At 61.4% G+C, this 26,822-nt stretch carries 19 protein-coding genes, 2 tRNA genes and 2 other RNA genes; 4 read left to right on the top strand and 19 right to left on the bottom strand.

Going from position 1 to position 26,822, the window contains the following annotated elements; all coding sequences use genetic code 11:
* Positions 1 to 34 precede the first annotated feature (34 nt).
* Positions 35 to 133, bottom strand: an RNA gene (gene ffs, locus PH256_RS02785) — signal recognition particle sRNA small type.
* Positions 134 to 323: 190 nt separating this feature from the next.
* Between ffs and PH256_RS02790 the strand changes: the two genes are divergently transcribed.
* The 3 genes from PH256_RS02790 to PH256_RS02800 all read left to right on the top strand — a co-directional run bounded on the left by PH256_RS02790 (position 324) and on the right by PH256_RS02800 (position 2,381).
* Positions 324 to 1,592 carry an amidohydrolase family protein gene (locus PH256_RS02790; protein WP_270912891.1) on the top strand — a complete coding sequence of 423 codons (1,269 nt, stop codon included), beginning with the start codon at positions 324 to 326 and terminating at the stop codon, positions 1,590 to 1,592.
* Between the two features lie 403 nt (positions 1,593 to 1,995).
* A tRNA-Ala gene (locus PH256_RS02795) sits at positions 1,996 to 2,071 on the top strand.
* A 234-nt stretch (positions 2,072 to 2,305) separates the two neighbouring features.
* Positions 2,306 to 2,381 (top strand) — tRNA-Ala (locus PH256_RS02800).
* A 126-nt stretch (positions 2,382 to 2,507) separates the two neighbouring features.
* Here PH256_RS02800 and PH256_RS02805 read toward each other — a convergent pair.
* The 8 genes from PH256_RS02805 to gdhA all read right to left on the bottom strand — a co-directional run bounded on the left by PH256_RS02805 (position 2,508) and on the right by gdhA (position 13,079).
* The gene (locus tag PH256_RS02805) at positions 2,508 to 3,536 is read right to left on the bottom strand and encodes a WG repeat-containing protein (RefSeq protein WP_270912892.1); all 1,029 of its coding nucleotides are present in this window, start codon (positions 3,534 to 3,536) and stop codon (positions 2,508 to 2,510) included.
* 145 nt (positions 3,537 to 3,681) lie between these two features.
* Positions 3,682 to 4,167 carry a 23S rRNA (pseudouridine(1915)-N(3))-methyltransferase RlmH gene (gene rlmH / locus PH256_RS02810; protein WP_087181971.1) on the bottom strand — a complete coding sequence of 162 codons (486 nt, stop codon included), beginning with the start codon at positions 4,165 to 4,167 and terminating at the stop codon, positions 3,682 to 3,684.
* Positions 4,168 to 4,172: 5 nt separating this feature from the next.
* Entirely contained in the window at positions 4,173 to 4,961 is a 789-nt protein-coding gene (locus PH256_RS02815) for an MBL fold metallo-hydrolase (RefSeq protein WP_270912893.1), read from the bottom strand.
* A gap of 76 nt (positions 4,962 to 5,037) precedes the next feature.
* Positions 5,038 to 6,321, bottom strand: a complete 1,284-nt coding sequence (locus PH256_RS02820; RefSeq protein ID WP_087185288.1) for a UDP-N-acetylglucosamine 1-carboxyvinyltransferase — start codon at positions 6,319 to 6,321, stop codon at positions 5,038 to 5,040.
* 331 nt (positions 6,322 to 6,652) lie between these two features.
* Positions 6,653 to 8,470 carry a peptidoglycan DD-metalloendopeptidase family protein gene (locus tag PH256_RS02825; RefSeq protein WP_270912894.1) on the bottom strand — a complete coding sequence of 606 codons (1,818 nt, stop codon included), beginning with the start codon at positions 8,468 to 8,470 and terminating at the stop codon, positions 6,653 to 6,655.
* 315 nt (positions 8,471 to 8,785) lie between these two features.
* Positions 8,786 to 10,582 carry a LysM peptidoglycan-binding domain-containing M23 family metallopeptidase gene (locus PH256_RS02830; protein ID WP_270912895.1) on the bottom strand — a complete coding sequence of 599 codons (1,797 nt, stop codon included), beginning with the start codon at positions 10,580 to 10,582 and terminating at the stop codon, positions 8,786 to 8,788.
* 168 nt (positions 10,583 to 10,750) lie between these two features.
* Positions 10,751 to 11,611: an RluA family pseudouridine synthase gene (locus PH256_RS02835; RefSeq protein ID WP_270912896.1), complete on the bottom strand. Its 861-nt coding sequence runs from the start codon at positions 11,609 to 11,611 to the stop codon at positions 10,751 to 10,753.
* 118 nt (positions 11,612 to 11,729) lie between these two features.
* Positions 11,730 to 13,079, bottom strand: a complete 1,350-nt coding sequence (gdhA, locus tag PH256_RS02840) for an NADP-specific glutamate dehydrogenase (RefSeq protein WP_270912897.1) — start codon at positions 13,077 to 13,079, stop codon at positions 11,730 to 11,732.
* A 298-nt stretch (positions 13,080 to 13,377) separates the two neighbouring features.
* Here gdhA and rnpB point away from each other — a divergent pair.
* Positions 13,378 to 13,715: RNase P RNA component class A (gene rnpB, locus PH256_RS02845), an RNA gene on the top strand.
* A 50-nt stretch (positions 13,716 to 13,765) separates the two neighbouring features.
* Here the strand turns inward: rnpB and PH256_RS02850 are convergent.
* The 10 genes from PH256_RS02850 to ftsH form a co-directional block, all read right to left on the bottom strand.
* Entirely contained in the window at positions 13,766 to 14,020 is a 255-nt protein-coding gene (locus tag PH256_RS02850; RefSeq protein WP_270912898.1) for a pro-sigmaK processing inhibitor BofA family protein, read from the bottom strand.
* The gene (locus tag PH256_RS02855) at positions 14,017 to 14,301 is read right to left on the bottom strand and encodes a DUF2508 family protein (RefSeq protein ID WP_087184430.1); all 285 of its coding nucleotides are present in this window, start codon (positions 14,299 to 14,301) and stop codon (positions 14,017 to 14,019) included. Before PH256_RS02855 ends, PH256_RS02850 begins: the two co-directional genes overlap by 4 nt.
* Before the next feature lie 134 nt (positions 14,302 to 14,435).
* Positions 14,436 to 15,119 carry a cyclic nucleotide-binding domain-containing protein gene (locus tag PH256_RS02860; RefSeq protein WP_270912899.1) on the bottom strand — a complete coding sequence of 228 codons (684 nt, stop codon included), beginning with the start codon at positions 15,117 to 15,119 and terminating at the stop codon, positions 14,436 to 14,438.
* 3 nt (positions 15,120 to 15,122) lie between these two features.
* On the bottom strand, positions 15,123 to 16,298 hold the full coding sequence (locus tag PH256_RS02865) for an MFS transporter (protein WP_270912900.1): 1,176 nt from the start codon (positions 16,296 to 16,298) through the stop codon (positions 15,123 to 15,125).
* Positions 16,299 to 16,443: 145 nt separating this feature from the next.
* Entirely contained in the window at positions 16,444 to 18,540 is a 2,097-nt protein-coding gene (locus PH256_RS02870) for a ribonuclease R family protein (protein WP_270912901.1), read from the bottom strand.
* A gap of 90 nt (positions 18,541 to 18,630) precedes the next feature.
* Positions 18,631 to 18,882: a preprotein translocase subunit SecG gene (gene secG, locus PH256_RS02875; protein ID WP_058967158.1), complete on the bottom strand. Its 252-nt coding sequence runs from the start codon at positions 18,880 to 18,882 to the stop codon at positions 18,631 to 18,633.
* A gap of 91 nt (positions 18,883 to 18,973) precedes the next feature.
* A complete protein-coding gene (locus PH256_RS02880) occupies positions 18,974 to 21,223 on the bottom strand; it encodes a DNA gyrase subunit A (RefSeq protein WP_270912902.1) in 2,250 nt (749 codons plus the stop codon).
* Positions 21,224 to 21,241: 18 nt separating this feature from the next.
* A complete protein-coding gene (locus PH256_RS02885; RefSeq protein WP_087184435.1) occupies positions 21,242 to 23,218 on the bottom strand; it encodes a DNA gyrase/topoisomerase IV subunit B in 1,977 nt (658 codons plus the stop codon).
* 377 nt (positions 23,219 to 23,595) lie between these two features.
* A complete protein-coding gene (locus PH256_RS02890) occupies positions 23,596 to 24,585 on the bottom strand; it encodes a hypothetical protein (RefSeq protein ID WP_270912903.1) in 990 nt (329 codons plus the stop codon).
* A 21-nt stretch (positions 24,586 to 24,606) separates the two neighbouring features.
* Positions 24,607 to 26,775, bottom strand: coding sequence for an ATP-dependent zinc metalloprotease FtsH (gene ftsH / locus PH256_RS02895; protein ID WP_442866645.1), 2,169 nt, complete (start codon positions 26,773 to 26,775; stop codon positions 24,607 to 24,609).
* Positions 26,776 to 26,822: the final 47 nt, after the last annotated feature.

Here is a 26,822-nt window from a genome sequence, read left to right on the forward strand (position 1 = left end):
CGCCAATGCGCCTGCCTTTGCGCTGCTTGGCATACGGATGCAGGCTGCCTGCGGCGCACAGGGCAGACCACTTAATGCTGCTCGGTTCCCCGCCTGACATGGTTCATGGGGCCCCATCGCACAGGGCCCGCATCCGTATGCCGAACAGCGCACCGTTTTGGCTCTGTCCGAACAGTGCTATTATATAATAAAACCACCATAAATGCAAGAGATTTTCTGTTGCATTTTCCCCTTGCCCTTTTGCGTGAATTCCGTTATAATATTCGGCGGCCGTTTTCTAAGATGTTTTTTTGCATATATAATGTAATTATAAGGAGTACTTCATGAACAAGACCTCGTTTGCCCTGAAGGGCAATATCTTCTTCACCCCCGCTCCCGGCCAGCTGGCCATCTATCCCGAGAGTTATCTGGTATGCGTGGAGCAGAAGGTGGCGGGCGTGTTCGCCCAGCTGCCCGAGCAGTACAAGGACCTGCCCGTGGAGGACCACAGCGGCAAGCTGATCCTGCCCGGCCTGGTGGATCTGCACGTGCACGCCAGCCAGTACGCCTACCGGGGCCTGGGCATGGACATGGAGCTGCTGCAGTGGCTGGAGGCCAACGCCTTTCCCGAAGAGAGCAAGTTTGCTGACCCGGAATATGCAGAGAAGGCTTACGGCATCTTCACCCAGCAGCTGCTGCACAGCGCCACCACCCGCGCCTGCATCTTTGCCACCATTCACCGGCCCGCAACCCTCAAGCTGATGGAGCTGCTGGAGAAGGCCGGCCTGTGCTGCTATGTGGGCAAGGTGAACATGGACCGCAACAGCCCTGACATCCTGCGGGAAACCTGCGCGGAATCCCTGGCGGAGACCCGCCAGTGGCTGCTGGACAGCGCCGCCTTCACCAAGAGCAAACCCATGCTCACCCCCCGCTTCACCCCCAGCTGCACCGACGAGCTGATGGCCGGTCTGGGCAAGCTGCAGAAGGAGTTCGGCGTGCCCATGCAGTCCCACCTGTCGGAGAACCTTTCCGAGATCAAGTGGGTGAGCGAGCTGTGCCCCGGCACCCGGTTCTACGGCGAGGCCTATGAGCAGTTTGGTCTGTTCGGCGGCGAGTGCCCCACCGTGATGGCCCACTGCGTATGGAGCGGCGCGGAAGAGCGTGCCCGCATGAAGGCCAACGGCGTGTTCATCGCCCACTGCCCCCAGTCCAACATGAACGTTTCCTCCGGCATTGCCCCCATCAAGAGCTACCTGCTGGAGGGCCAGAAGGTGGGGCTGGGCAGCGACGTGGCAGGCGGCGCGCATCTGTCCATCTTCCGTGCCATGACCGACGCCATCCAGTGCTCCAAGCTGCGCTGGCGTCTGGTGGACCAGAGCACTCCCGCCCTGACCATGCCCGATGTGCTGTATCTGGCCACCAAGGGCGGCGGCGCCTTCTTCGGCAAGGTGGGCAGCTTTGAGCCCGGCTATGAGTTCGACGCCATTGTGATGGACGATTCCAACCTGCCCACCACCCGGCTGTGCAGCCTGCCCGAGCGGCTGGAGCGGATGGTCTACCTGGGCGACGGCGCTCCCTGCGCCAAGTACGTGCAGGGCCAGCGGCTGTTCTGATTGTTCCGCATATGCTATAAACGCCGAGGGCGGCGCCGGAAACAAAACCGGCGCCGCCCTCTGGCGTTTTTCGTTATGGAAGGTTATGGAATCGGAGCGGATCAGACCCCGGCCCGCCGCAAAGCGGCATCCCCGGAAGCCGGTGGTTAATCTCCCACAGTTAGCAATAACTAACCTTATGGTATTATCATACAGGATGTCACCATAACCGTCCATCAAATCCTTGCACGGGATTTTTGTAACCTTGGCCCATTCCCCCTGGTACCGCTTTGCTCCAAACAGCACAACTGGAGCTTTTCCGGCCCTGCGTCGAAAAAAGTAAAATTTTTTCAAATTTGGTATTGACGATTGGCATAAGTCCTGCTATAATAATCAAGCGGTCGCAAGACGGCAGCGAACATCTGGGGGTATAGCTCAGCTGGGAGAGCGCTTGAATGGCATTCAAGAGGTCAGCGGTTCGATCCCGCTTATCTCCACCAGAAGACCTGAAACTTCGGTTTCAGGTCTTTTTCTTTTCCACCATGAATCCTCTTCATGGTGGAAAACCAATCCGGGGCAGCAGACATTCCACCGTGAAAAGGCTACCGTTTGTCCCTTTCTGAAGGGCCGTTCGCTTTTTTTCATTTTATTGAAAAAACTTTTCTTTTTCTGTTGACACGTCCCACATTTCCTGCTATAATAATCAAGCAGTCGCAAAACGGCAGCAAATATCTGGGGGTATAGCTCAGCTGGGAGAGCGCTTGAATGGCATTCAAGAGGTCAGCGGTTCGATCCCGCTTATCTCCACCAGAAAGACCTGAAACTTCGGTTTCAGGTCTTTTTCTTTTGTTTCAGGTTGCCCCCCATTCCGCAGCAGAAAAGCCCACCGGCGCGAATTTTCACCGGTGGGCTTTTGCTTTTTTAATTCCGTTCTGCTCAGCTGGCCTGCGGGGGATAATCACTCAGATTCACCACGCCCCAGCCTTCGGCGGTGCGCACCCATGCGGTGGACTCATCCGCTGCACTGGCCGCGCCCAGGAAGTCCATGCTGGTCTTCTGGCGGCCGGTCAGGCTGATGTAACCCCAGCCGCTCTCTGCCTTTACCGCGGCCCGGTCGCCGTTGAAGGGCAGGGCCTCCAGATACTGGCACTTCACCATCTCTTCGCCGGTCTCCTGGTTCACATAGCCCCACAGGCCGTTCTGCTTCACCGCGAAGGTGCCGGTGCTGGCCCGCTGGATTTCTTCATAGACCTGATTGTTCAGTGCAGTGCCGTCCGGCTTGAAGAGCATATAGCCCTCGGTCTCACCCACGATCACCGGGGCGGACTCGTCGTTCAAAAAGCTCCCCTTCCAGTTTGCATCCTCCTGGGTGGTGGGGGTGATGGTCACCACAGTGGCGATCACCGGCTCCAGCGTGTTCAACATCTCCTGGTTCCAGGAGACCAGCGTCTCCATGTTTTCCAGGTACAGGGCCTTGGTCTTGGTGTCGTAATAGATGGGGCTCTCGAACTGGCCATGCCCGCCGGAGCCGATCACCTCACCCTTGGCATTATAAATTTCGGTCTCGCCCTCGTTGGTGATACCGCACACCGGGCACCAGTGCACATCCTTTTCCGCCGGGATCACGATATTCCCCTTCAAGTCGATCACGCCGGTTTTTCCGTTCTGAGTGAAGAAGGCCAGCTGTTCCCGCTCCTCCAGGCTCAGCTGAGTCTGAGAGGGCGCAGAATAGTCCGCCAGCGAGGTCACGATGTCGATATCCTTCACCGGTCCCACCACAAAGCCCGCCTGGGGCTTGGGGGTAGCGGTTGGCGCTGCGCTGGCCTGGGGCTGCACGGTGGAAGGCGCGCTGGTCTTTTCCGGGCCGATCTCGGTCACATCGTAGCCATCGTTTGCTTTTTTGCAGGCGGTAAAGCTCGCCGCCAGGCACACCGCCAGCGCGGCGGCGATCCATTTTTTATTCAAGGGGGATTCTCCTCTCTGTGATGGCCCTGCGCGCTGTTGCAGTGCGGGCCGGGTTTTTGTTATTGTACCACGAAACTGTGAATTTTTCAAAAACGGAAACTTTTGAAACGTAAAGCAGCCTGCCGGTTCCGGCAGGCCGCTTTTGTTACTTATGATACTTAATATGGTTGTTGATGGCAAACGCCCGGTAGAGCTGCTCGGTGAGCACCAGACGGGCCAGCTGGTGGGGCAGCGTGATGCGTCCCAGGCTGATCTTCATGGCCGCCGCCTGCTTTACCATAGGGGCCAGACCATGGGAGGAGCCAATCACAAAGGCCATATCCCCCGCGCCGCTCATGGCCCGGTCCGCAATGGCCGCTGCCAGCTCCTCGCTGGAAACCAGCTTGCCCTCCACGCACAACGCCACCAGGGCCGCGCCCTTGCGCACATTGGCCAAAATTGCCCGGCCCTCCTTCTCCAGAGCCTTGTCGATCACTGCCTGGCTGGCGTTCTTCTCGCTGATGGTCTCCTCCGGCAGCTCGATGATGCGGAATTCACAGAAGGCTCCCAGCCGCTTCTGGTACTCGGCCACGCCCGCGGCAAAATAGCTGGCATTCAGCTTGCCGATACAAATCAAATCGATCTTTTGCATACTCGTTAAAACTCCATCCAATCACTGGGCTCGTTGCGCTTCTGGGCCTGGATGACCACATTCTCGCCGGGCTTGAGTCCCGCGCACAGAATCGCCTCCCGCACTGTGGCCAGCGCCAGCTCAGGGGTGTTGTTCTCCCGGCTCAGGTGGCACAGGGCGATCTTCTCGCAGCCGTCCTGCAGCAGCTCCAGCACCTTGGCGGCACACTCCGCATTGTCCAGGTGGCCCCGGTCGGACTGGATGCGCCGCTTCAGATGATAAGGATAGGACCCCATCATCAGGCAGTTACGGTCGTAGTTGGATTCCAGCGCCGCCAGCTTTACCCCGGCCAGCGCCTGGTGCACCTGGGGCGTGAGCACGCCCAGGTCGGTGGCGATGGCCATGATCCCGCCGTCCGGCGTGCGGATGCGGTAACCACAGCAGGGCACGTCGTGGCTGGTGGGAAACGCCTCCACCACAAAGCCGCCGATCTCCTCCGGCCGCCCCTCGATGGCGATCAGCTCAGCCGCCGGGGGCACCAGCTCCATGTCCAGCAGGTTGTCCAGCGTGGCGCTGCAGCCGTAGACCGGCACATTATAATGCTTCAAAAACACCCGCAGGCCCTGGATGTGGTCGGAATGCTCGTGGGTGACCAGAATGCCCTGCATGTCCGCCACGGCCAGCCCCATCTCCTTCAGGGCGTTCAGGGTGGTGCGGCAGCTTTTGCCCATATCAATGAGCAGATACTTGCCTTCGCAGCGCACCACCGAGCAGTTTCCGGAGGAACCGGAATAAAGAGAAGTAAAAAATGCCATGAATTCTCCTATATGTATACAAAAGGCCGCGGAAAACGCAGCTCCGCGGCCTTTTTCTTCTTCGGTCAGATGTGGGTTACAGTGCCTGCGGCAGACCGGTAGCGGGCTTTTCCACCCGACGGATGTCTGCGCCCAGACCCTGCAGCTTTTCCACCAGATCCTCGTAGCCGCGCTCGATGTGCGCGATCTCCGAAACCTCGCTGGTGCCCTTGGCGCTCAGCGCGGCCATGACCAGCGCGGCACCTGCCCGCAGGTCGGAAGCGCGCAGCGGCGCAGGCTGCAGCTCGGGCACCCCCTCGATCACGGCCACCTGGCCGTCCACCTGGATGTTCGCGCCCATGCGCACCAGCTCATCCACATAGCGGAAGCGGTTCTCCCAGATGCCCTCGGTCACGATGGAGGTACCCTTGGCAGTGGTGAGCAGCACGGTCATCAGAGGCTGCATATCGGTGGGGAAGCCCGGATGGGGCATGGTCTTAATCTTCAAGGGCAGCAGGTCGCCGGTACGGCATACCCGGATGGAGTCGTCATATTCCTCCACGGTCACGCCAGCCAGCTCCATCTTTGCGGTGATGGGCTCCAGATGCTTGGGGATCACGTTCTTGATGAGCACGTTGCCCCCGGTGATGGCGGCGGCCACCATGTAGCTGCCGGCCTCGATCTGGTCAGGGATAATGGAATAGGTGCAGCCGTGCATGCTCTTCTTGCCGCGGATGCGGATCACGTCGGTGCCCGCGCCGCGCACGTCGGCGCCCATCATGTTCAAAAAGTTGGCCAGGTCCACGATGTGGGGCTCCTTGGCCACGTTCTCCAGCACGGTCTGGCCCTCGGCCAGCACAGCACTGAGCATGGCGTTCATGGTGGCGCCCACCGACACATTGTCAAAGAACACATGCGCGCCCTTCAGGGGGCTGCCGCTCACCTTGATCATGCCGTACTCCACGGAATCGCCCGCACCCAGGGCGCTGAAGGCCTTCAGGTGCTGGTCAATGGGACGGGGGCCCAGGTTGCAGCCGCCGGGCATGGCGACCTGGCCGGAACCGAAACGGCCCAGCAAAGCACCCAGGAAGTAATAGCTCGCCCGCATCTGACGGGACAGATCGTCCGGCACCTCGGTGCTGCTGATGTGGGTGGTGTCGATCTCGTAGGTATTTTTATTGAGCATCCGCACCTTAGCGCCCAGGGCGGTGAGGATCTCCAGCGAGACGGCCACGTCGCTGATGGCGGGCACGTTCTCGATCACACATTTATCGGCTGCCAGGATAGTGGCGGGCAAAATGGCTACCACCGCGTTCTTTGCACCGCTGATGGTCACTTCACCCTGAAGGGGCTTACCCCCGTTGATAACAAATTTCTCCACGATAACTCTCCTTTGCGCGCTTTGAGGCGTTCTGCTTCAACTGCATCACAACTGTTATATTATACACCGGATTTCCGCGGAATGAAAGGTTTGAGAGTAGTATTTACGCATTTTGTAACCTCTATGCGCCAGCTGCGCACACGTATCCGGGAACTATGTTTTGGTTCAAACAATGTTTTTCGCAGAAAGGCACCTTTTTTAACCAAGCACCGGAATTTCCGCAAAAAAACCCCGGACTTTACTGGGGAATCCCAGAAAAGTCCGAGGTTAATCATAGCAGTTTTTTCGGCTTAGTGCAAGCCTTTTTGCGGGTTTTCAACCGGTTTTCCACTTATTTGTAGGGGAACCACTCACGGGCGGAGCGGCGCACGCCGTTCACATACACCTCAAAGTGGCAGTGGTTACCGGTGGAATTACCGGTGGAGCCCACATAGGCGATCACATCGCCCTGGCTTACCGCCTGGCCCACATGCACGTTCAACCGGCTGGCATGGGCGTACAGGGTCTGGTAGCCGTTGCCGTGGTTAATGATGACGTAGTTGCCGTAGCTGTAATGGTAGCCTGCAGTGGTCACAACACCGCTGTCCGCTGCGTAAATGGGGGTACCGTAGGGGGCGCAGATGTCCGCGCCCTTGTGGTAGCTGCTCATCCAGCGGCTCACGTAGCTGTAGCCGGGCACCGGCCACATGAGGCTGCCGCTGCCGGTACTGGCCAGGTCGCCATTGGCAAGCTTCTTGCCCTTGGCAATGATCTTGGTCACCGGCTCCTGCACCACCACCCGGTCGATGATGGTGGTCTCGCTGGGGGTGGAGGAATCGCCGTAGAACACCTGCTGCTGGGTCACCTCAGCCAGGCCCTCCGCACCATCCTGAATGATCTTGGTGGAACCGAAGGCCAGCTCGTTGTCCTCCTGCTCCTCGGTGCTGTAGGGGATGGTCTCCTGATAGGTGCTGATGAGGGTCCGCTTCACCTGCAGATAAGGCATGGCCTGACTGATGGTCAGCACATCGCCCACATAGAAGCTGCTGGAGAAATCCTGCTGGGGGTTCTGCGCCTGCAGCTCGTCCACACTGATGCCGAAGCTGCCTGCCACGGTCCAGGGGGTATCACCCTGCTGCACTGTGTAGTAAACAGCGCCCTGCTCTTCTCCGTGGAACTTTTCGATGATATCCTCCACCGGCACAATGGTGTCGGTGAAATAGAGGCTGTTTTCCAGCCGGATATCCTTGGTGAATTCCACCGTCAGGTTCGGATTGTCCGGGTCCTCATAGGGGGCCGTCATGCTGTCCAGGTCCGCCTGCAGCACATCGCCCTCGGTGGTCACCGCCACCAGCTCATCGTTCACGTAAACACCGGTGGCGTTCTGGATCTCGTCGCTGGAGCTTTCCAGAATGGCGGCCGCCATCTGGTTTTCATCCATCACATCCTCGCCCACGGCGATCTGGTAGGAGGGCTCTACGGTCCAGCCTTCCCGGTCGGTGCCCGCATAGTTGATACGCTGGGCCACCTCTTCCTTGGCGGAGTCGAACACCTGCTCGGTCTGCACATAGCCCACCACGCTGCCGTTCACTTCCACCGCCAGAACATAGTTGTATTCCAGCACGGTATGTACCGTATAGCCGAACACCGCCAGTGCCGCCACCGGCAGCACATAGGCAGCCGCACGGCCCAAAAGCGGGAAATATTTGTGTACGCCGGAGGCAAAGTACCGCAGGCCCTCCTTGGCCGCGTGGGCTGTGCCTACCTGCTTTTCCTCCTGCACCCGGGCGCGGATGTTCTTCGCGCCGTTTGCCATGCGGGCAAAGGGTGCCGTCAGGTCCTGCGCGCCGGTTTTCAGCGCGCCCTTGACCAGGCCTGCCACCCGGCCCCAGATCCAGGCAATACGCTCGCCCGCCTTCCGGATGCAGTTCCATGCGAAACGCACCATCCGCCGGGCGGTATATTCGCCCCAAAAGCCTACGTTATATAAAAACTGCCCCAGCACCGCTGTTTCCGGGTGCCGTTTGGCCCGCTCGATCCAGGGGCCAGCCTTCTGCAGGATTTTCTGTTTGATCGCTTCCCATCTGCCCGGGCCTTTGCCGGGAGAGGGGGAGCCGGTCTGCTGCTCTTGTTGGTTGTTCTTTTCTTCCGTTTCCGGGGTCTTTTCCAAAATCGCCAGCCTGACCGCCCTCCTTCCTTGCTTTTATACATCCCCCATTATAGCGCGAAAAGGGGCAAAAGGGCAAGGATTTGGCAGTTTTTTTCACACTCCTTTCAAATCCGGTGGAAAAATACAAGCAAAAAGCAAAGGCAATCCCGCACAATTCCAGGTAGTGGAGCGCGCCGGAAATTTTTTGTGATATGAACCAAAAAGCACAGCCAAGCCTTGGTGGCTTGGCGAGCATTTTTGGAAAATAGCACGGAAAATTTTGGCGCGATACGCCGCCTGAGCCGTCAGGCGTGAATTGTGCGGGGTTGCCTAAAATTATTTATTTGGGAAAAAGTCTCTCGGCTGCTGGCGCGCACCGTTCAGCCGAATCTCGAAATGGCAATGGTTTCCGCTGGATATACCGGTGGACCCCACATAGGCGATCACCTGGCCCTGCGTCACGGTCTGCCCCGCCCGCACCGCCAGACTGCTGGCATGGGCGTACAGGGTCTGGTAACCGTTGCCGTGGTTGATGACCACATAGTTGCCGTAGCTCCAGTGATACCCTGCCACCGTAACCTGGCCGGAGGCCGACGCCAGAATCTCGGTGCCGTAATTGGCTCGGATATCCACGCCTCCGTGAATCTTGCCACCCGCGCCCAGCATCCACCGGCTGATGCCCCGGTAGGCGGGCACCGGCCAGATCAGGGTGCTGCCGTCGGAAAGGTAGGCGATGTTTTCCGCCGGGACGTACTGGCCCATGGCCACGATACGGGTCACCGGCTGCTGCACCACCACCCGATCGATGACCGTGGTCTCGCTGGGGGTGTCGGAATCCCCGTAGAACACCTGCTGCTGGGTGATTTCGGCCACGCCCTCGGCCCCCTCCTGCACCACCTGCACGGTGCCCATGGGCAGGGTGGGGTCCTGCTGCTCCTCGGTGTCGTAGGGAATGCTTTCCTGATAGGTGCTCACCAGCGTGCGCTTCACCTGCAGGTAGGGCATGGCCTGGCTGATGGTCAGCTGCCCGCCCACCGGGAAGCCGGAGCTGGAGGAAAAATCCCGGTCCGGGTTCTGTGCCTGCAGCTCGTCCACACTGATGCCGAAGCTGCCCGCCACGGTCCAGGGGGTATCCCCGTCCTGGATGGTGTAATACACCGCCCCCTGCTCCTCGCCGTGCAGCTTCTCGATGATCTGTTCCACCGGCACCAGGGTGCTGGTGAAATAAATGCTGTCCTCGCAGCGCACCTCCTTGTTGAAGGCCACGGTCAGATTCGGGTTGTCCGGGTCCTCGTAGGGGGAGGTCATGCTGTCCAGCTCCTGGCGCAGCCGGTCGCCCTCGGTGGTCACCGCCACCAGTTCGCCGTTCACATACAGACCGGTGGCGTTCTGAATTTCATTGCTGGAGCTTTGCAGAATGGCATCCGCCATCTGGTTTTCGTCCAGCACCTGCTCCCCCACCGCAATCTGGTAGGAGGGTTCCACGGTCCAGCTCTCTTCCCCCGCGCCCGCATAGTTGATGCGCTGGGCCACCTCTTCCCTGGCGGAGTCGAACACCTGCTCGGTCTGCACATAGCCCACCACGCTGCCGTTCACTTCCACCGCCAGAACATAGTTGTATTCCAGCACGGTATGTACCGTATAGCCGAACACCGCCAGCGCCGCCACCGGCAGCACATAGGCAGCCGCACGGCCCAAAAGCGGGAAATATCTGTGTACGCCCAGGGCAAAGTACCGCAGGCCCTCCTTGGCCGCATGGGCCGTGCCTGCCTGCTTTTCCTCCTGCACATGGGCGCGGATGTTTTTCGCACCGCTGGCCATGCGGGTGAACGGCGCGGTCATATCCTGCACACCGGTTTTCAGCGCGCCGGTTACCAGACCGGATGCCCGCTTCCAGACCAGGACGCAGCGCCGCCCCAGAAAGCAGCAGGCCTTCCAGATTCCCCGTACCAGCCGCCGGGCGGTATATTCTCCCCAGAACCCCACATCGTAGAGAAACTGCCCCAGCACCGCCGCACCCCGGCCAAAGCGCAGCCGCTTTGCCAGGCGGACCGCCGCCGCCCGCAGCCGGAGCCACCGCTCTCTGCCGTTTTTCTGCCCGTTCGGGGTTTTGTTTTCCACGCATTGTGCCATAAAAAAGCGCCCTCCGCCTTTCTTCTACAAATTGTACAATATCATTATAGACAACTTGTAGAACAAAAGGCAACCGGCGGGCAGCCATTTTCACAGGGTTTTCAAACTTTTTTCGGCAGAGCAAAGGGCGGCGCAGCCCCTCTGCGGGGACGCGCCGCCCTTGTGATTTTATTCCAGCAGGCTCTGCATATCCGGCGGAAGCGGGCTTTCCACCACCACGGTTTTTTGGGTGCCCGGCTCGGTGAACTCCATCCGGGCGCAGTGCAGCGCCTGACGGCCGATGCGCTCCCGGCTTCCACCGTACAGCTCATCCCCGGCCAGCGGGCAGCCGATGTGGGCAAAGTGCACCCGCAGCTGATGGGTGCGTCCGGTGATCGGAACCGCCGCCACCAGGCACAGGCCGTTTTTCTCCTGCTCCACCTGATAGCGGGTGTGGCTGGGCTTGCCCTCCGGAGCCACCTGCCGCAGGATGATGCTCCCCGGCGCCCGGGCGATGGGCGCGTCGATCTGCCCCTCTTTCTGGGTCGGGCACCCCTCCAGTACCGCCCGGTACACCTTGCTCACCCCTTTGGCCAGCAGCGGAGCGGCATAGGCGTTTTTGGCGCAGAGCACCAGGCCGGAGGTATCCTTATCAATGCGGTTCACCGGCCGGAACATGCTCTGTTGCCCCCGCTGACGCAGCAGGCCCATATAGGCATTGGCCAGCGTGCCGTCCGCATAATTCAGGGTGGGATGCACTGCCATGCCCGCGGGCTTTTCCAGCACCATCACGTGCTGGCTCTCGTAGGCGATGGTCAGCGGGATGTCCTGGGGCTCCACGGTGGTGGGCTTTTCCGGCGGCAGCACAAAGGTGACCATCTGCCCGGCGTGCACCGTGTCACAGGTACGGGCGGGGCCGTCCTCCACCCAGAAGCCGCCGGTCTCGTTTTTCACCGCCTTGATCAGCGTGGCCGACACGCCGCTGGCCCGCAGAAAATCCCGCAGGCAGCCGCCCTCAAAGCGGGGCGGCACAATAAAGCTCAGTTCCATGGGGTCCTTTCCCTCTTTCGTTGGTTTTGCTGTTGTACTGGCATTATAGCATTTTCCCGCACTGTCGGGCAAACAAAAAGGGGCACCCGCGCGGGGTGCCCCAAAGAAAATGCAATGATTAGTAGGCGATGCCCTGAGCGATCATGCTGTCGGCCACCTTGATGAAGCCGGCCACGTTGGCGCCCACCATCAGGTTGCCGGGGGCGTCGCAGGCTACGGAAGCATCGTAGGCAGCGTGGAAGATGCCCTTCATGATGCCCTTCAGGCGCTCGTCCACTTCCTCGAAGGTCCAGGACAGGCGCAGGCTGTTCTGGCTCATCTCCAGGCCGCTGGTGGCAACACCGCCGGCGTTGGCCGCCTTGGCGGGACCATACAGCACGTTGTTGGCCAGGAAGATCTCGATGGCTTCGGGGGTGCTGGGCATGTTGGCGCCCTCGCACACCACGGTGCAGCCGTTGGCAACCAGAGCCTTGGCGCTCTCGCCGTCCAGCTCATTCTGGGTGGCGCAGGGCAGGGCGATGTCGCAGGGGATGGTCCAGATGCCCTTGCAGCCCTCTGTGAAGGTAGCGCTCTCCTTGGCGTTGGCGTACTCCACGATGCGGGCGCGGCGGACCTCCTTGATGTCCTTCATCAGGTCCAGATCAATGCCGTTGGGATCGTATACATAGCCGGTGGAATCGCTCATGGCGACTACCTTGGCGCCCAGCTCGGTGGCCTTCTGGCAGGCGTAGATGGCCACGTTGCCGCTGCCGCTGATCACAACGGTCTTGCCCTCGAAGCTGTCGGACCGCATGCACTGCAGGGCTTCCTGGGTGAAGTAGCACAGGCCGTAGCCGGTAGCCTCGGTGCGGGCCAGGCTGCCGCCCCAGTTCAGGCCCTTGCCGGTGAGCACGCCGGTGAACTCGTTGCGCAGGCGCTTGTACTGGCCGTACATGTAGCCGATCTCACGGCCGCCCACGCCGATATCGCCGGCGGGAACGTCGGTGAACTGGCCGATGTGCTTGCTCAGCTCGGTCATGAAGCTCTGGCAGAAGCGCATGATCTCCGCATCGCTCTTGCCCTTGGGGTCGAAGTCGGAGCCGCCCTTGCCGCCGCCCATGGGCAGGCCGGTCAGGCTGTTCTTGAAGGTCTGCTCGAAGCCCAGGAACTTGATGACCGAGGCGTTCACGCTGGGATGCAGGCGCAGGCCGCCCTTGTAGGGGCCGATGGCGCTGTTGAACTGAACGCGGTAGCCACGGTTCACCTGGACCTTACCGGCGTCGTCCACCCAGGAAACACGGAACTGGATGAAGCGCTCGGGCTCCACCATGCGCTCCAGAACGCCGTTCTTCTCATACTCCGGGTGCTTTTCCACCAGGGTCTGCAGGCTCTCCAGAACCTCGCGCACAGCCTGCAGGAACTCAGGCTCGTTGGGGTTGCGGGCTTCCACCTGTGCATATACACGGGCCAGGTAATCGTTTTTGAACATAACGTACTTCCCCTTTCAAACGATCATCATTGATAGGCAGCGGATCAGATCTATCGCGTTTATCGATCAGGGCCAAAGCCCTGCTGCACTGCTATGCATTTTATTATAAAACCGTATTAAAGTGTTTGCAAGAAAAAACTTTTCCCGGCAAAGCAGTTTTTCCGGCACCCCGGCCAATATTTTTTGTGCAAATTCACAAAACGCTTTGGCAAATCAGTCATACTTTTCCCAAAAGGGCCGGGTTTTCGGTCCGGGCTTGCGCCCAAAGCCGTTGTGTGATACAATATGGAACGGAAAACGAGTGGAACATACGGCAGCGGGGCGGCATTGCGTTCGCTTTGAGGAAAGTCCGGGCTTCACAGGGGAATGGTAACTGCTAACGGCAGCCGGGGGCGACCCCAGGGATAGTGCAACAGAAAGAAACCGCCGCGTTTTGCGGTAAGGATGGAAAGGCGAGGTAAGAGCTCACCAGCGCACTGGCGACTTTGCGGCTATGTAAACCCTACCAGAAGCAACACCCGTATGGGGCATACAGCGCTCCCCGCGCGCCCCGGAGGTGGCATGAACCCTGCGGCAACGCAGGGTCTAGACAGATTGCCGTTTAATACAGAACCCGGCTTACGGTCCGGTCGTTTTCTATCAAAAAGGGCGTGTTTCCCGTTTGGGAAACACGCCCTTTTTGACGTTCAAAGCCCTAAAAGCAGGTCCAGCAGCAGCAGGGTGATGACCCCCGGCGCGCCCAGCACCACCGCCATGAAGCTGGTGGCCCAGTTCAGCGCCAGGCTCACCCCGGTGACCGGCGCCAGCAGGTTCACCGCCCCCAGCGCCCCCATTCCGGTGAGCGCCGCACTCAGAGCCGTGCGCAGCGGGCGGCGGCTGCGCCCCGCGGCCAGCCCCACCGCCACCAGCAGCACGGCTGCTCCCAGGGCCAGCGCCGTCACAGAATGGCCCGCAGCCCCTGGGCCCGGGCCTTGCGCTGGTAGTAGCGGTAGCGGCTTTGGATGGCCTGATACTCATAGATCAGCGCGTCGATCAATTCCGGTTCCGTCTCCAGATCAAAGCACATCTGGTTCTGACGCATCTGCGCAAGGCAGCGACGCAGCTGCTCTTCTAACGGCAGCACCCGGCATGCCTCCCGGTCCAGCCGCTCCTGCCGGTCCTCGGTCAGGGCCCGGGCCACCCGCTGCAGGGCGGGTGGCCGTTTGGCGGCAGCTTCCATCATTGGCGATCCACTCCCTTCGAATCCTTCCTGTTTATGGATATGCTTCCAGTATGGCCCGGTAGACCCGGTTCGATTCCGTCTGCATACAAAAAATAACCGCTCGCTTTGTGTGTTGCAAAGCAAGCGGTTATTTTTTACTCTTTGGTGCGGGGAACGCTCCATTCCCCTTCCTCCTGCTGCCGGTCCAGCTCCAGCGGCTGCAGGATGCGGTAACCGCCCCGGGTCTTTTCCAGGATGCCCCGGGCGCACAGCTCGTTCATGGTGCGCAGAAGGTGACGGTAGCTCACCCCCAGATATTCGGCGGTCTCGGTGAGTCGGCCGGTGAACACGCCCTCCCGCTGGCTTCGGGCGATATAGGCCCGCAGCCGGGCTTCCAGCGGTGCCAGAATATTGAGGGTATCGTTCACCGCGTTGCGGGCCACGATCTGGGCCAGCATGTGGGCCACCCGGTTCATGAACCGGATGTTCCCCCGCAGGCTGGCGGCGTATTTTTGCATGGGCAGCGCCACGCAGCGCACGGTGCTGTCCGCCTGCAGGCTGGTGGTGACGGCCTCGCCGGTCATCAGCTCCACCTCACCCACCAGGGTACCGGGCCCGTTGTAGCAGAACAGCAGGGTCTTGTCCGCCGGGGTAACTGCACACACCTTCACCCGGCCCTCCACCACGAAGAGCAGCTCCTCCATGGGGCAGCCCTGACGGCAGAGGAAATCCCCCCGCCGGTATTGGCGCAGGCGGGCATCCGGGTAATCCTTCCGCTCCAGCCCAAAATCCTCCAGCTGCTTCCAGTATTGTTCCAGCCGGTCCTGCCTGTTTTCCATCCTTTACCTCATCTGCTCCTGCGCGGCCTGCAGCGGCGCCTGGGGCTTGCGGCTGGCCAGCGCCGAGCCCAGCGCACAGACAAGGCCCAGCACACCCGCGACGCGGAATACATCCGCCGGGTTCTCACCCACAAAGCCTGCCAGAAAGCCGGTGATGTAGGGCGAGGCGAAATAGCCCACGTTCACCACCGTGAGCACTGCGGCGGTGACGGCGGCCAGGCGGCGGGGTCCCGCGCAGCGGGAGAAGCCCAGCATCAGGTTGGGGCTGAACAGGCCCATGCCCAGAAACGCACCCGCCACGCACAGCACTGCGCCGGGCAGGCTGATCCACAGGCTGCCCGCCAGATACAGCGCACCCAGAATGCCGAAGGCCCAGGTCATGGTAAAGCGGCCGGTGCGGCGCTCGAACCAGGCAAAGCCGGTGGAAATCAGCCCCGCCAGCACGCAGCCCGCCGCGCTGATCACACCGGTGAGGGCGGTATCGCCCAGGCCGTAGCCCTCCACATACAGGGAAAGGTGGGTGTTTACCATATAGAACAAAGCCGCGAAGGCAAAGCCCTCCACTGCCAGACGCACCGCGCCGGACAGGCTGAACCAGTCGCCTTCTTCCTGCGGGAGCTCCTGGCTGTGGCTCTGACGGGGCAGGAACAGCACCGCCAGCACCAGCGGCACCAGCACCGCCAGAAAGCACAGGTACACATTGTACCAGCCGCTGCGGGCCAGCACGCCGCCCACCAGAGTGGCGGCCACACGGCCCAGCTGCAGCATACCGGTGACCATGCCCATCACCCGGCTGCGCTCCTCGCCTTCAAAACCGTCGTTCACCAGCAGCGGATAGAGGGTGGCCTGCATGCCGTAGGCCGCGCCCATGACCACGCTGGCGGCGATCAGGGCGGGCAGATTTTCCCGCAGCACAAAGCTTGCAAGGCCCGAGCCGAAAAACACAGCCAGCGCCGTGATGGAAAGCTGGCGGCGGCTGAACCGTTTCTCCAGCCAGGGCTCGGCCACAATGCCCGCGATGCCGGTCAGGTTGGGCAGCGTGAGCAACAGCAGCACCGTGTTCTGGGGCTGGTCCGGAAAGGCAGCCACCATGCCGGACACTGCCACCGACGGGATCATATACAGCAGATTCACAAAACAAATGGCCGCAATGGCCACCTTCAAGGGGGTACGCTTCATCAATGCTTCTCCTTTGTTGGGGGTGGTGCGGCGGATTCTGCCGCTCTTTCCTCTGTGTCCCATTCTAACACAACCGGGGCCCGAACGGGCAAGGACATCCGTCACAGAAAACGGGCGGGCCTGTTTGGTCCGCCCGCATTTGGGGTTACTCGGTTTCTTCCAGGGCAAAATCCACCCGGCCCAGAGCCACGTCCGCCCGGTCCACCCGGACACGGACCCGGTCGCCCAGGCTCCACTGGCGGCCGCTCACCGGGTCCTTCAGACGCATGGATTCGATCAGCTGGGGCTCGCCCTTGCAGATGCTCTCGGCGTGCACCAGGCCCTCCACGGTGTTCTCCAGCTCCACATAGATGCCCTGGGGTGCCACGCCGCAGACCACGCCCTCGAACACCTCGCCCAGATGGGCGTGCATGTATTCCGCCTTATAGCAGGCCTCGGTGGAGCGCTCCAGCTGCATGGCCGCCACCTCGCAGGCGCTGGACTGGGCGCTGGCCTCCCGGGCAAACCAGGCATAGCGCCGGTTCAGCTCCTCCAGGCTGGTGCCGCCCAGCCAGTCACTGAGGATACGTTGGATGGCCAGGTCCGGATAACGGCGGATGGGGCTGGTAAAGTGGGTGTAATCCTCCAGCGCCAGGCCGTAATGGCCCTTGGGCTCGGGCTCATAGCAGGCCTTGGCCATGGCCCGCAGCACACCGGTGTGCACCACCGGCTGCAGGTCGGTGCCCCGGGTGGAATCCAGCAGGGCGGCCAGCTCCTTCTGGGTGGGCGCCTCACCGGCAAAATGGTCCGGCAGGCCACAGACCCGCAGCATACCGGTCAGCCGCTCCACCCGCTCCGGGTTGGGGGCCTCGTGCACCCGGTAGACGAAGGGCAGCTGATTGCGGCGGGCCAGCTGTGCCGCGCACTGGTTGGCCAGCAGCATGAATTCCTCGATCATGCACTCGGTCACCCCGCGGCTGCGCCGCTGGATGTCCACGCAGCGGCCCTCCTCGTCCAGCACCAGCTTGGCCTCCTCGGTCTCCAGCTCGATGCCGCCCCGCTCCCGGTGCAGCTTTGCCCGCTGCTCATAGAGCTTTTGCATCAGAGGCAGCTGAGGCCACACCTCCTCGTATTTTTCCACCAGCTCGGGGGTCTCGTCCCCGGCCAGCAGCTGGTTCAGCTCACTGTAAACGCCCTTGACCCGGCTGCGGATCACGGTCTTTTCAAACCGGAAATCCCGCAGCTGTCCATCCTCGGTCAGCTGCATGATGCAGGAGAAAGCCAGCCGGTCCTCGCCCGGGTTCAGGCTGCACAGCCCGTTGGAGAGCTGGCGGGGCAGCATGGGAATCACGCTGTCCGCATAATAGATGGAGGTGCCCCGGCGCATGGCCTCCTTGTTCAGCTCGCTGCCCGGCTTCACATAATGGCTCACATCCGCGATGTGCACCCCCAGCTCCCAGCCGTTTTCCACCGCCAGCAGCGAAATGGCATCGTCGATGTCCTTGGTGGAGGCGGCGTCGATGGTGAAGATGGGCCAGCTGCGCAGATCGGTGCGCTTTTTCAGGTCCGAGGGCTGGATGCCCTCCAGCTTGCGGGCCTCGGCCTTCACCCTTTCAGGGAAGTGCCGGCCCACACCGGCGGCATACAGCAGGGCCTTGGCGCAGTTTTTGGCGGCCTGGGCACTACCGAAGCGCAGTGCCACACCCACTCGGTGGTCCTCATAGTCCTCGCCCCGGCTCAGCAGCTCCACCGCTGCCTTGTCGCCGTCCGATGCGCCGCCCGCGGCGCTCTTTTTCACCTGCAAACGCACAAAGGGGCATTCGTCCGGCAAAAGATACAGCCGCTCCTTCTCCCGCACAATGGTGCCCACAAAGTTTTTGCGGGGCTGCACCACTGCCAGAATCTCGCCCTCCCGGGAGCCGGGCACCTTGGGCCGGTCGAACAGCTTCACCAGCACCCGGTCGCCGGGCAGTGCGCCGCACAGCGCCCGGCCGGGAATGAAGATATCGCCCTTCTGGTCGTTTTCCGGCGCGGCAAAGCCAAAGCTGGGCCCCAGCTTGACCAGCACGCACTCCAGCGTGCCCTCGGCCTTGGTGTCCTTCGCCAGGAAATAGGCGCCGCTCTTCTGGCGGATCTTGCCCTTTTTCTGCAGCTCCTCCACGGTCTGCTGCACCTTTTTGTCGTTGCCCAGCTTGTCCTTCAGTTCTTTGAGACGCCTGGGCTTTTTCTCCAGCTCCCGCAGGATTTTGGATCGAATGGACATGGCGTTTCCCTCCCTCTCTGGGCCCTGCGCCCCTCGCGCCGGGCCATGTAAAGACAAAAAGGGCCCGCGCAATGCGGGCCCTCTTGCTTGTTAGTTCATGCTCATAACGCTCAGCACGCTGACCGCGATCATGACAACAAAGAAAACGATGCCCACGATCTTGGTGTACTTGGCGAGCTTCACGTCCTTGGCACGGGTACGGCCGGCTTCCATCATGCCGCCCTCACCGGCGATGGCGCCAGACAGGCCGCGGCCCTTGGACTCCTGGGACAGGGTTAAAAATACGATCACGATGGCGGCCAGAATCAGCACGACACCGCTGATGATCTCGATGATACTCATAGTGTAAACGCTCCTCCGCTTTTTATACACGCTAATATGCAAGTATGATGATACCACACAGACCCGCAAAATGCAAGGGTTTTACCCGGTTTTACTGGCCCAGCTGCAGCTGCTCAGCCACGTCCTCCTCCCGCACCAGAGCGCCTGCGGCGGGCAGGCTGCGCACCCGGTAACGGTGGGGGTTGGCCAGCTCCAGCTCAGCGGCGGGCTTGACCCATTCGATGTGCTGGTTTTTCTTCAGGGTGATCACCGCCACGCCCGCGGTGTCGCGGGTCTGCTTTTCGGCGATCTGGGTGGTGTGGGCCAGCAGCATCCGGCCGCCGCTGGTGCGAACCGCCAGCTCGGTCTCCTCGGGCAGCTGCACCATGCAGGCCAGCTGCTCCTTGTCGCTGTAGGCCTTGAGCAGCTTTTTCCGGTTCTGCTTGGTGGCGTAGCTGTTCATGGGGATCTTGGCGAACTTGCCGTTGGCATAGGCGAACAGCATGTAGCCCTTGTAATCCAGGGTGACCGCCATGTAGACCGGCAGCTCGCCCTCGTCCATGCCCAGGCTGGCCGCCACGAACTCGCCCATCACGCTGGCCTTGGTGTCGGCAAAATCCGCCGCGCGGCACTTGTACACCTGCCGCTGGTCGGTGAAGAACAGCAGCCAGGCGTCGTTGCGGGTTTCGATCTGCTGCACCACCTCGTCGCCCTCCTTGAGCTTCTGCTCGCCGCTCATGCGCAGCGACTGGGGGGTGATCTTCTTGAAGTAGCCCTCCCGGGTGAAGAAGACGGTGACCGGGTAATCCGGCAGGCTCTCCTCCTCGGCGGTGGAGTCCGCGGTCTCCACGTCGTACAGAATCGTGCAGCGGCGGGGCTGGCCGTATTTCTTGGCCACCGCGTTCAGCTCGTCAATGATGATGCGGCGGATCTTGGCCTCGGATTTCAGAATGTCCTCCAGGCGGGCGATCTCGGCCTCCAGGTCAGCAATCTCCTGGGTGCGCTTGAGGATGTATTCCCGGTTCAGATGGCGCAGCTTGATCTCGGCCACGTACTCGGCCTGGGTCTCGTCGATGCCGAAGCCGATCATCAGGTTGGGCACCACCTCGGCGTCCTCCTCGGTCTCCCGCACGATGCGGATGGCCTTGTCGATGTCCAGCAAAATGGCCTCCAGGCCCTTCAAAAGGTGCAGGCGCTTCTGCTTGCCCTGCAGGTCGTGATAGGTGCGGCGGCGCACACATTCCACCCGGAAGGCCACCCACTCGTTCAGAATCTGCCGCACGCCCAGCACTCGGGGCTGGCCGCCGATGAGCAGGTTGAAGTTGCAGGCAAAGCTGTCCTCCAAAGGGGTGGTGCGGAACAGCTTCTGCATCAGCTTGTCCGGGTCCTGGCCGCGCTTCAGATCAATGGTCAGCTTGAGGCCGTTCAGGTCGGTCTCGTCGCGCATGTCGCTGATTTCCTTGATCTTGCCGGTCTTCACCAGCTCGGCGATCTTGTCCATCACCGCCTCCACCGTGGTGGTGGGAGGAATGCGGGTGATCTCCAGCATGTTGCCGTCCTTCTCGTAACGGTACTGGGCGCGCACCCGCACGCTGCCGCGGCCGGTCTCGTAGATCTTGCGCAGCTCGGCCTCGTTGTACAGAATCTCACCGCCGCCCACAAAATCCGGAGCGGGCAGGGTGGTGAGCAGGTCGTGATCCGGGTGGCGCATCAGGGCCACGGTGGTCTCGCACAGCTCCGCCAGGTTGAAGGAGCAGATGTTGGAGGCCATGCCCACGGCGATGCCCAGGGTGTTGTTGGCCAGAATGGTGGGGAAGGTCACCGGCAGCAGGGTGGGCTCGGTGGTGGTGCCGTCGTAGTTGGGCACAAAGTCCACGGTCTCCTTGTCGATGTCCCGGAACAGCTCCTCGCACACTGCTTCCAGCTTGGCTTCGGTGTATCGGCTGGCGGCGTAGGCCATATCCCGGCTGTAGGCCTTGCCGAAGTTGCCCTTGGAATCCACAAAGGGCACCAGCAGGCTCTCGTTGCCCCGGCCCATGCGCACCATGGTTTCGTAGATGGCCGCGTCGCCGTGGGGGTTCAGGTGCATGGTGCTGCCCACGATGTTGGCGCTCTTGGTGCGGGCGCCCTTTAACAGGCCCATGCCGTACATGGTGTACAAAAGCTTGCGATGGGCGGGCTTGAAGCCGTCGATCTCCGGCAATGCGCGGGAGACGATGACGCTCATGGCGTAGGGCATGTAGTTCTTTTCCAGGGTCTCGGTGATGGGGCTCTGAATTACAACGCCCGCGTCCAGGATCTCCACGTTATCGCCCAGCTGGGGCCGGGCGGGGGTGGCGCGTTTGGTCTGTTTTTTTGCCATTGCTCTTCTCTCCTCCCCTTACGAAAGATCCAGGTCGTCCAGGTATTCCACGCCGTGCTGGGCAATGTGCTCCTTACGGCCGGCCAGGTTGTCGCCCAGCAGCAGATCGAACACGGCGGCGGTGTGCTCCACGTCCTCCGGGTTCACCTTGATCAGACGGCGGCTCTCCGGGTTCATGGTGGTGAGCCACATCATCTCCGGGTCGTTCTCACCAAGACCCTTGGAGCGCTGGATGGTATACTTCTCCTTGCCGATGCGGGAAAGGATGTTCGCCTTTTCCGGCTCGGTGTAGGCAAAGTAGGTCTTGTTTTTGGTATTGATCTCGTACAGCGGGCTTTCGGCGATGTACACATAGCCCTCGTTGATCAGGGTAGGGGTGAGCCGGTAGAGCATGGTCAGGATCAGGGTGCGGATCTGGTAACCGTCCACGTCGGCGTCGGTACAGATGACCACCTTGTTCCAGCGCAGGTTTTCCAGGTTGAAGGTGGCCAGGTCCTTTTTGGCCTTGCCGCCCAGCTCCACGCCGCAGCCCAGCACCTTGATCAGATCGGTGATAACATCGGACTTGAAAATGCGGTCATAGTCCGCCTTCAGGCAGTTCAGAATCTTGCCGCGCACCGGCATAATGCCCTGGAACTCGGAGTCCCGGCTGGTCTTGACCGCGCCCATGGCGGAATCACCCTCCACGATGTACAGCTCGCGGCGGCTCACATCCTTGGTGCGGCAGTCCACGAACTTCTGCACCCGGTTGGCGATGTCGATCTGGCTGGTCATCGTCTTCTTGATGCTCTGGCGGGTCTTTTCCGCATGCTCGCGGCTCTGCTTGTTGATGAGCACCTGCTGGCAGATTTTCTGGGCCTCTTCCGGGTTCTCCAGGAAGTAGACCTCCAGATTGTGCTTCAAAAACTCAGTCATGGCCTGGGCCACGAACTTGTTGGTGATGGCCTTTTTGGTCTGGTTCTCGTAGCTGGTGCGGGTGGAGAAGGTGCTGGACACATACACCAGGCAGTCCTGCACGTCGGCAAAGGTGATCTTGCTCTCGTTCTTTTTGTACAGGCCCTTGGTCTTCAAAAAGTTATCGATCTGGTTCACAAAGGCGGTGCGCACCGCACGGTCCGGGCTGCCGCCGTGCTCCAGCCAGCTGGAGTTGTGGTAGTATTCCAGCATCTGCACCTTGTTGGAGAAGCAGAAGGCGGCGCTCATCTTCACCCGGTAGTCCGGCTGGTCCTCCCGGTCCCGGCCGGTGGCGGTAGACTCGCAGTAGCGGGTGGGGGTGATGTAATCCAGACCCACGGTCTCGTTCACATAGTCCTCGATGCCCTTTTCATAGCGGAACTCGATGGTCTGCTTTTCCGGTCCGGTCTGGTCCACAAAGACAAGATCCAGGCCCGCATTGACCACTGCCTGCCGCTTCATGGTGTCGGTGAAATACTCGGTGGGCACGTTCACGTCGGTGAACACCTGGGTGTCCGGCTTCCAGCGGATGATACTGCCGGTGCGGCGGCCCTTGAAGGGCTCCTTCACCATCTCGCCCGCGGGCTCGCCCTGCTTGAAGTCCAGATGATAGTGGAAGCCGTCCCGGTAAATGTCGGCGGTCATCCACTCGCTGGCGTACTGGGTGGCGCACAGGCCCAGGCCATTCAGGCCCAGGGAATACTCGTAGTTGTCCTCCCCGGCAGAGTACTTGCCGCCGGCGTACATCTCGCAGAACACCAGCTCCCAGTTGTAGCGCTGCTCCTTGGGGTTATAGTCCACCGGGATGCCCCGGCCAAAATCCTCCACCTGGATGCTGCCGTCCGCAAAGCGGGTGAGCAGAATCTTCTCGCCGTAGCCCTCGCGGGCTTCGTCGATGGAGTTGGAAAGGATCTCGAAGATGGAATGGGCACAGCCCTCCACGCCGTCCGAGCCAAAGATAACGGCAGGGCGTTTGCGCACCCGGTCCGCGCCCTTCAGGCTGGAAATACTGTCGTTGCCATATTCCTGTTTTTTGGCCAACCTGTTCTACCTCCTGTTGGTTTTGGGGCTTCTCTCCCCCGTTCTCCCCCTCTGTCTGCGCCGCAGGCAAGCCCTCGCGCACCGGGGATTTTCTTATTTTCTTGAATGCATACCATATTATTTAACCACGCCCCGGCGGAAAATGTCAAGGCAGGCCGGGCCCGGCGGAGCGCTCTGCCGGGCCGTTTGCAGGCCATCGGGCAGCGGTTTTCCGGACTTTCGGCTCTGCATTTCGCTTCTTTTCTCAGGCGTTCCACGCCGTTCGGTGGCCGGTCTGCCCATGCACTGAACCTCTTCCACAGCGAAAGAAAGACCTCCCGCACTGCGCACTGCAATGCGGAAGGTCTTTTTTCTTTTTCGATGATTCAGCGCCGAAATCAGGCCAGCAGAAAGCCGATCAGCGCCACGATGGCACACAGCACGGCGGTGATGGGCGGGGCCCAGCGGATGATCTTTTCTGCGATCACGTCCCGGGGGTCCATCTCCTCGTCCTCGTATTCCTCGTACTCCTCCTCGTAGCCGTTCTCGTCCTCATAGGCATCCTGTTCATGGAAGCCCAGACGGGAAGCAGCATAGCGGCCGCGGCCCCGGCCATCGGCCAGGGTCATGTCCGAGTCATCCTCTTCGTCGGGATGCAGCGGAGGCACATCGTAGCTGGGGTCCGGCTGGTTGCGCAGCGGGGGCACCGCGCGGGTGGGCTCCTCCGGGGGAACCGGGGGTACCATGCGGGTGGGCTGCTGGTCCGCCGCAGGATGCGGGGCGGTCTGCGCCGCCTGCAGCATGCTGGACAGGGTGTTCTGCAGCAGGATGCGGTCGGAGCCGCACTCGCTGCACCACACGCCGCTTTCCTCACGGGGATGGAAGGCACCGCAGGCGCAGTACCAGCCCTGATCCAGCACCTGGGGCACAAACTGCAGCCCCTCCTTGCCGGTGCGCTCGCTCAGCTTCTGGGCCAGGTCCTCCGGCAGCTTTTTCGGCGCAGGCAGGCGGGTGCGCACATAACCGGTCAGATCCAGAGCGGTACCGTCGGCCAGGTAGGCCTCGAGCAGGTCCACTTCAACACTGCCCACGGGAGCCTGACTGATGTAAACCGCATCGTCCGAGCCGAAAATCTGGCCATTGGCGGCGTTCAGGCCCTGGTATTCAAACCGGTCCTGGCAGACCACGGTGCCGGTGCGGTCCTTGCACTTGAACTCCACCAGCAGGCCGGTGACCGGCTGGCTGGAAATGTTTTTGAAGGACAGGCAAACCGCGATGTCGCCGCTCTGGTCACCCTTCAGCAGCTCCACCTTCACGAACTGAATGGGGCTGCCCTTGGTGTAATAGTTGGCGCGGGATTGGGCCAAAAGGTCGAAATTCTCTTCCATAAGAGCGTTACTCCTTTCCTGTTACAGGGAGCCCTCGGGCTTTTCGCCCTGGTCCGGCTGCTCCGGCAGAGGCTCGGCAGTCTCCGCAGGTTCAGCGGGCTGGGCAGGTTCGGCGGGCTGTGCAGGCTCAGCAGCCTGGGCGGGCTCTGCGGGCTGCGCAGGCTCGGCGGGTGCTGCCGCCGGTGCGGACTGCTCGGCCTCGGGCAGGGTGCCGCCCTCCATCAGGGTCTTGAACTCCTCGCCGGACAGCTTCTCCCGTTTGATCAGCTCGGCGGCCACCACATGCAGCTTATCCATGTTGTCGCTCAGGATGCGGCGGGCTCTCTCGTAGGCTTCGTCCACGATGTCCCGGATCTCGCTGTCGATCTCGGCAGCGATAGAATCGGAATAGCCCTTGCCCTGGCTGAAATCACGGCCCAGGAAGGTCTCCTCCGGGTCGGAACCGTACACCACAGGGCCCAGCCGCTCGGAGAAGCCGTAGCGGGTAACCATGCTGCGGGCGGTCTGGGTGGCGCGCTCCAGGTCGTTGGACGCGCCGGTGGAGATATCATCCAGCACCAGGCTCTCGGCCACGCGGCCGCCCAGCAGGCTCACGATGCGCTCCTGCATAGCGGTCTTGGTCACGTAGCTGGCGTCCTTGTCGGGCAGGTACATGGTGTAGCCGCCCGCCTGGCCGCGGGGAATGATGCTGATCTGATGCACCGGGTCGTTGGTGGGGCAGAACCAGCTGGTGATGGCGTGGCCTGCCTCGTGGTATGCGGTGAGCTTCTTCTCCTTCTCGGTGACCACACGGCTCTTCTTCTCGGGGCCGGCCACCACCTTGATGGAGGCTTCCTCAATTTCCTTTTCCGTGATGGCCTTCTTGCCCCGGCGGGCAGCCAGCAGGGCCGCCTCGTTCACCAGGTTCTCCAGGTCCGCACCGGCGAAACCGGCGGTGGACTGAGCAATGGTCTTCAGGTTCACATCCGGAGCCAGAGGCTTCTTGCGGGTGTGTACCTTCAGAATCTCCTCACGGCCCTTCACGTCCGGCAGGCCCACATAGACCTGACGGTCGAACCGGCCGGGGCGCAGCAGCGCGTGGTCCAGGATGTCGGCACGGTTGGTGGCCGCGATGACGATAACGCCCTCGTTTGCACCGAAGCCGTCCATCTCCACCAGCATCTGGTTCAGGGTCTGCTCGCGCTCGTCATGACCGCCGCCCAGACCGGTGCCGCGCTGGCGGCCCACCGCGTCGATCTCATCGATGAAGATGATGCTGGGCGCGGTCTTCTTGGCCTTGTCGAACAGATCGCGCACGCGGGAGGCGCCCACGCCCACATACATCTCCACGAAATCGGAGCCGGAGATGGAGTAGAAGGGCACGCCCGCCTCGCCTGCGCAGGCACGGGCCAGCAGAGTCTTACCGGTACCCGGAGGGCCCACCAGCAGCACGCCGTGGGGGATGCGGGCGCCCAGGCTGTTGAACTGGCTGGGGTTTTTGAGGAACTGCACGATCTCTTCCAGCTCGGCCTTTTCCTCATCCGCACCGGCCACATCGGCAAAGGTGGTCTTGCGCTTGTCGTCGTTCTGGTCCTTCACCTTGGCACGGCCCACATTCATGATGTTGCCGCCCTGGTTGCCCTTGAACATCACGTAGAAAATGAAGATCATGCTGCCCACCATGACCACCATCATCATGATGTCCCAGATGGGCACACTGCTCTTCACCGGGGTGTAATCCTGATACATGGGGGCGTCCGGATGGGCCTCGTTGTAGGCCTGGACGTAGGGCTGCACCTCTTCGTAGAAAATGCTGAAATAGGGCACGCGGTATTCCACCTGCCAGATGCCCTCGCCGCTGGGCAGCTGATCCACGGTCTCCTTGGCATCGGTGGTGCTCTGGCTCTGGCTGCGGATCAGATCAAACATGCCGCCCTGGGCCAGCTGGCCGCGGGTGGCTGGCTGCTTGCCGGTATCCACCGCGTTGGAGGGCAGCTCCACGTCGCCCTCCACCAGCGCCAGCTTGATGTCGCCGGTGTTCAGGTCCATCTCGAAACCGACCACCTGCTGGGACTGGAAGTAGCTGAGCACCCGGGAGTAGCTCATGGTGGTGGTGGAGGTGTTCATCAGGCTCCACAGATTCAGAGCCAACACGCTCAGCGCCAGCAGCACGACGATGATCATGCCGTTGAATTTTGGTTTACGCTGCAAAGACTTCATCTCCTATTCCGCACGGGAGCCCGGCCGCGGTTCGGCCG

The organism is Allofournierella sp. CML151, assembly GCF_027853465.1.
GTDB lineage: Bacteria > Bacillota > Clostridia > Oscillospirales > Ruminococcaceae > Allofournierella.

Coding starts and splice junctions, on each gene's coding strand:
- PH256_RS02790 (WP_270912891.1), top strand. CDS start 324: ATGAACAAGACCTCGTTTGCCCTGAAGGGCAATATCTTCTTCACCCCC.
- rlmH (WP_087181971.1), bottom strand. CDS start 4,167: ATGCAAAAGATCGATTTGATTTGTATCGGCAAGCTGAATGCCAGCTAT.
- PH256_RS02815 (WP_270912893.1), bottom strand. CDS start 4,961: ATGGCATTTTTTACTTCTCTTTATTCCGGTTCCTCCGGAAACTGCTCG.
- PH256_RS02830 (WP_270912895.1), bottom strand. CDS start 10,582: ATGGCACAATGCGTGGAAAACAAAACCCCGAACGGGCAGAAAAACGGC.
- PH256_RS02835 (WP_270912896.1), bottom strand. CDS start 11,611: ATGGAACTGAGCTTTATTGTGCCGCCCCGCTTTGAGGGCGGCTGCCTG.
- gdhA (WP_270912897.1), bottom strand. CDS start 13,079: ATGTTCAAAAACGATTACCTGGCCCGTGTATATGCACAGGTGGAAGCC.
- PH256_RS02855 (WP_087184430.1), bottom strand. CDS start 14,301: ATGATGGAAGCTGCCGCCAAACGGCCACCCGCCCTGCAGCGGGTGGCC.
- PH256_RS02860 (WP_270912899.1), bottom strand. CDS start 15,119: ATGGAAAACAGGCAGGACCGGCTGGAACAATACTGGAAGCAGCTGGAG.
- PH256_RS02865 (WP_270912900.1), bottom strand. CDS start 16,298: ATGAAGCGTACCCCCTTGAAGGTGGCCATTGCGGCCATTTGTTTTGTG.
- PH256_RS02870 (WP_270912901.1), bottom strand. CDS start 18,540: ATGTCCATTCGATCCAAAATCCTGCGGGAGCTGGAGAAAAAGCCCAGG.
- secG (WP_058967158.1), bottom strand. CDS start 18,882: ATGAGTATCATCGAGATCATCAGCGGTGTCGTGCTGATTCTGGCCGCC.
- PH256_RS02880 (WP_270912902.1), bottom strand. CDS start 21,223: ATGGCAAAAAAACAGACCAAACGCGCCACCCCCGCCCGGCCCCAGCTG.
- PH256_RS02890 (WP_270912903.1), bottom strand. CDS start 24,585: ATGGAAGAGAATTTCGACCTTTTGGCCCAATCCCGCGCCAACTATTAC.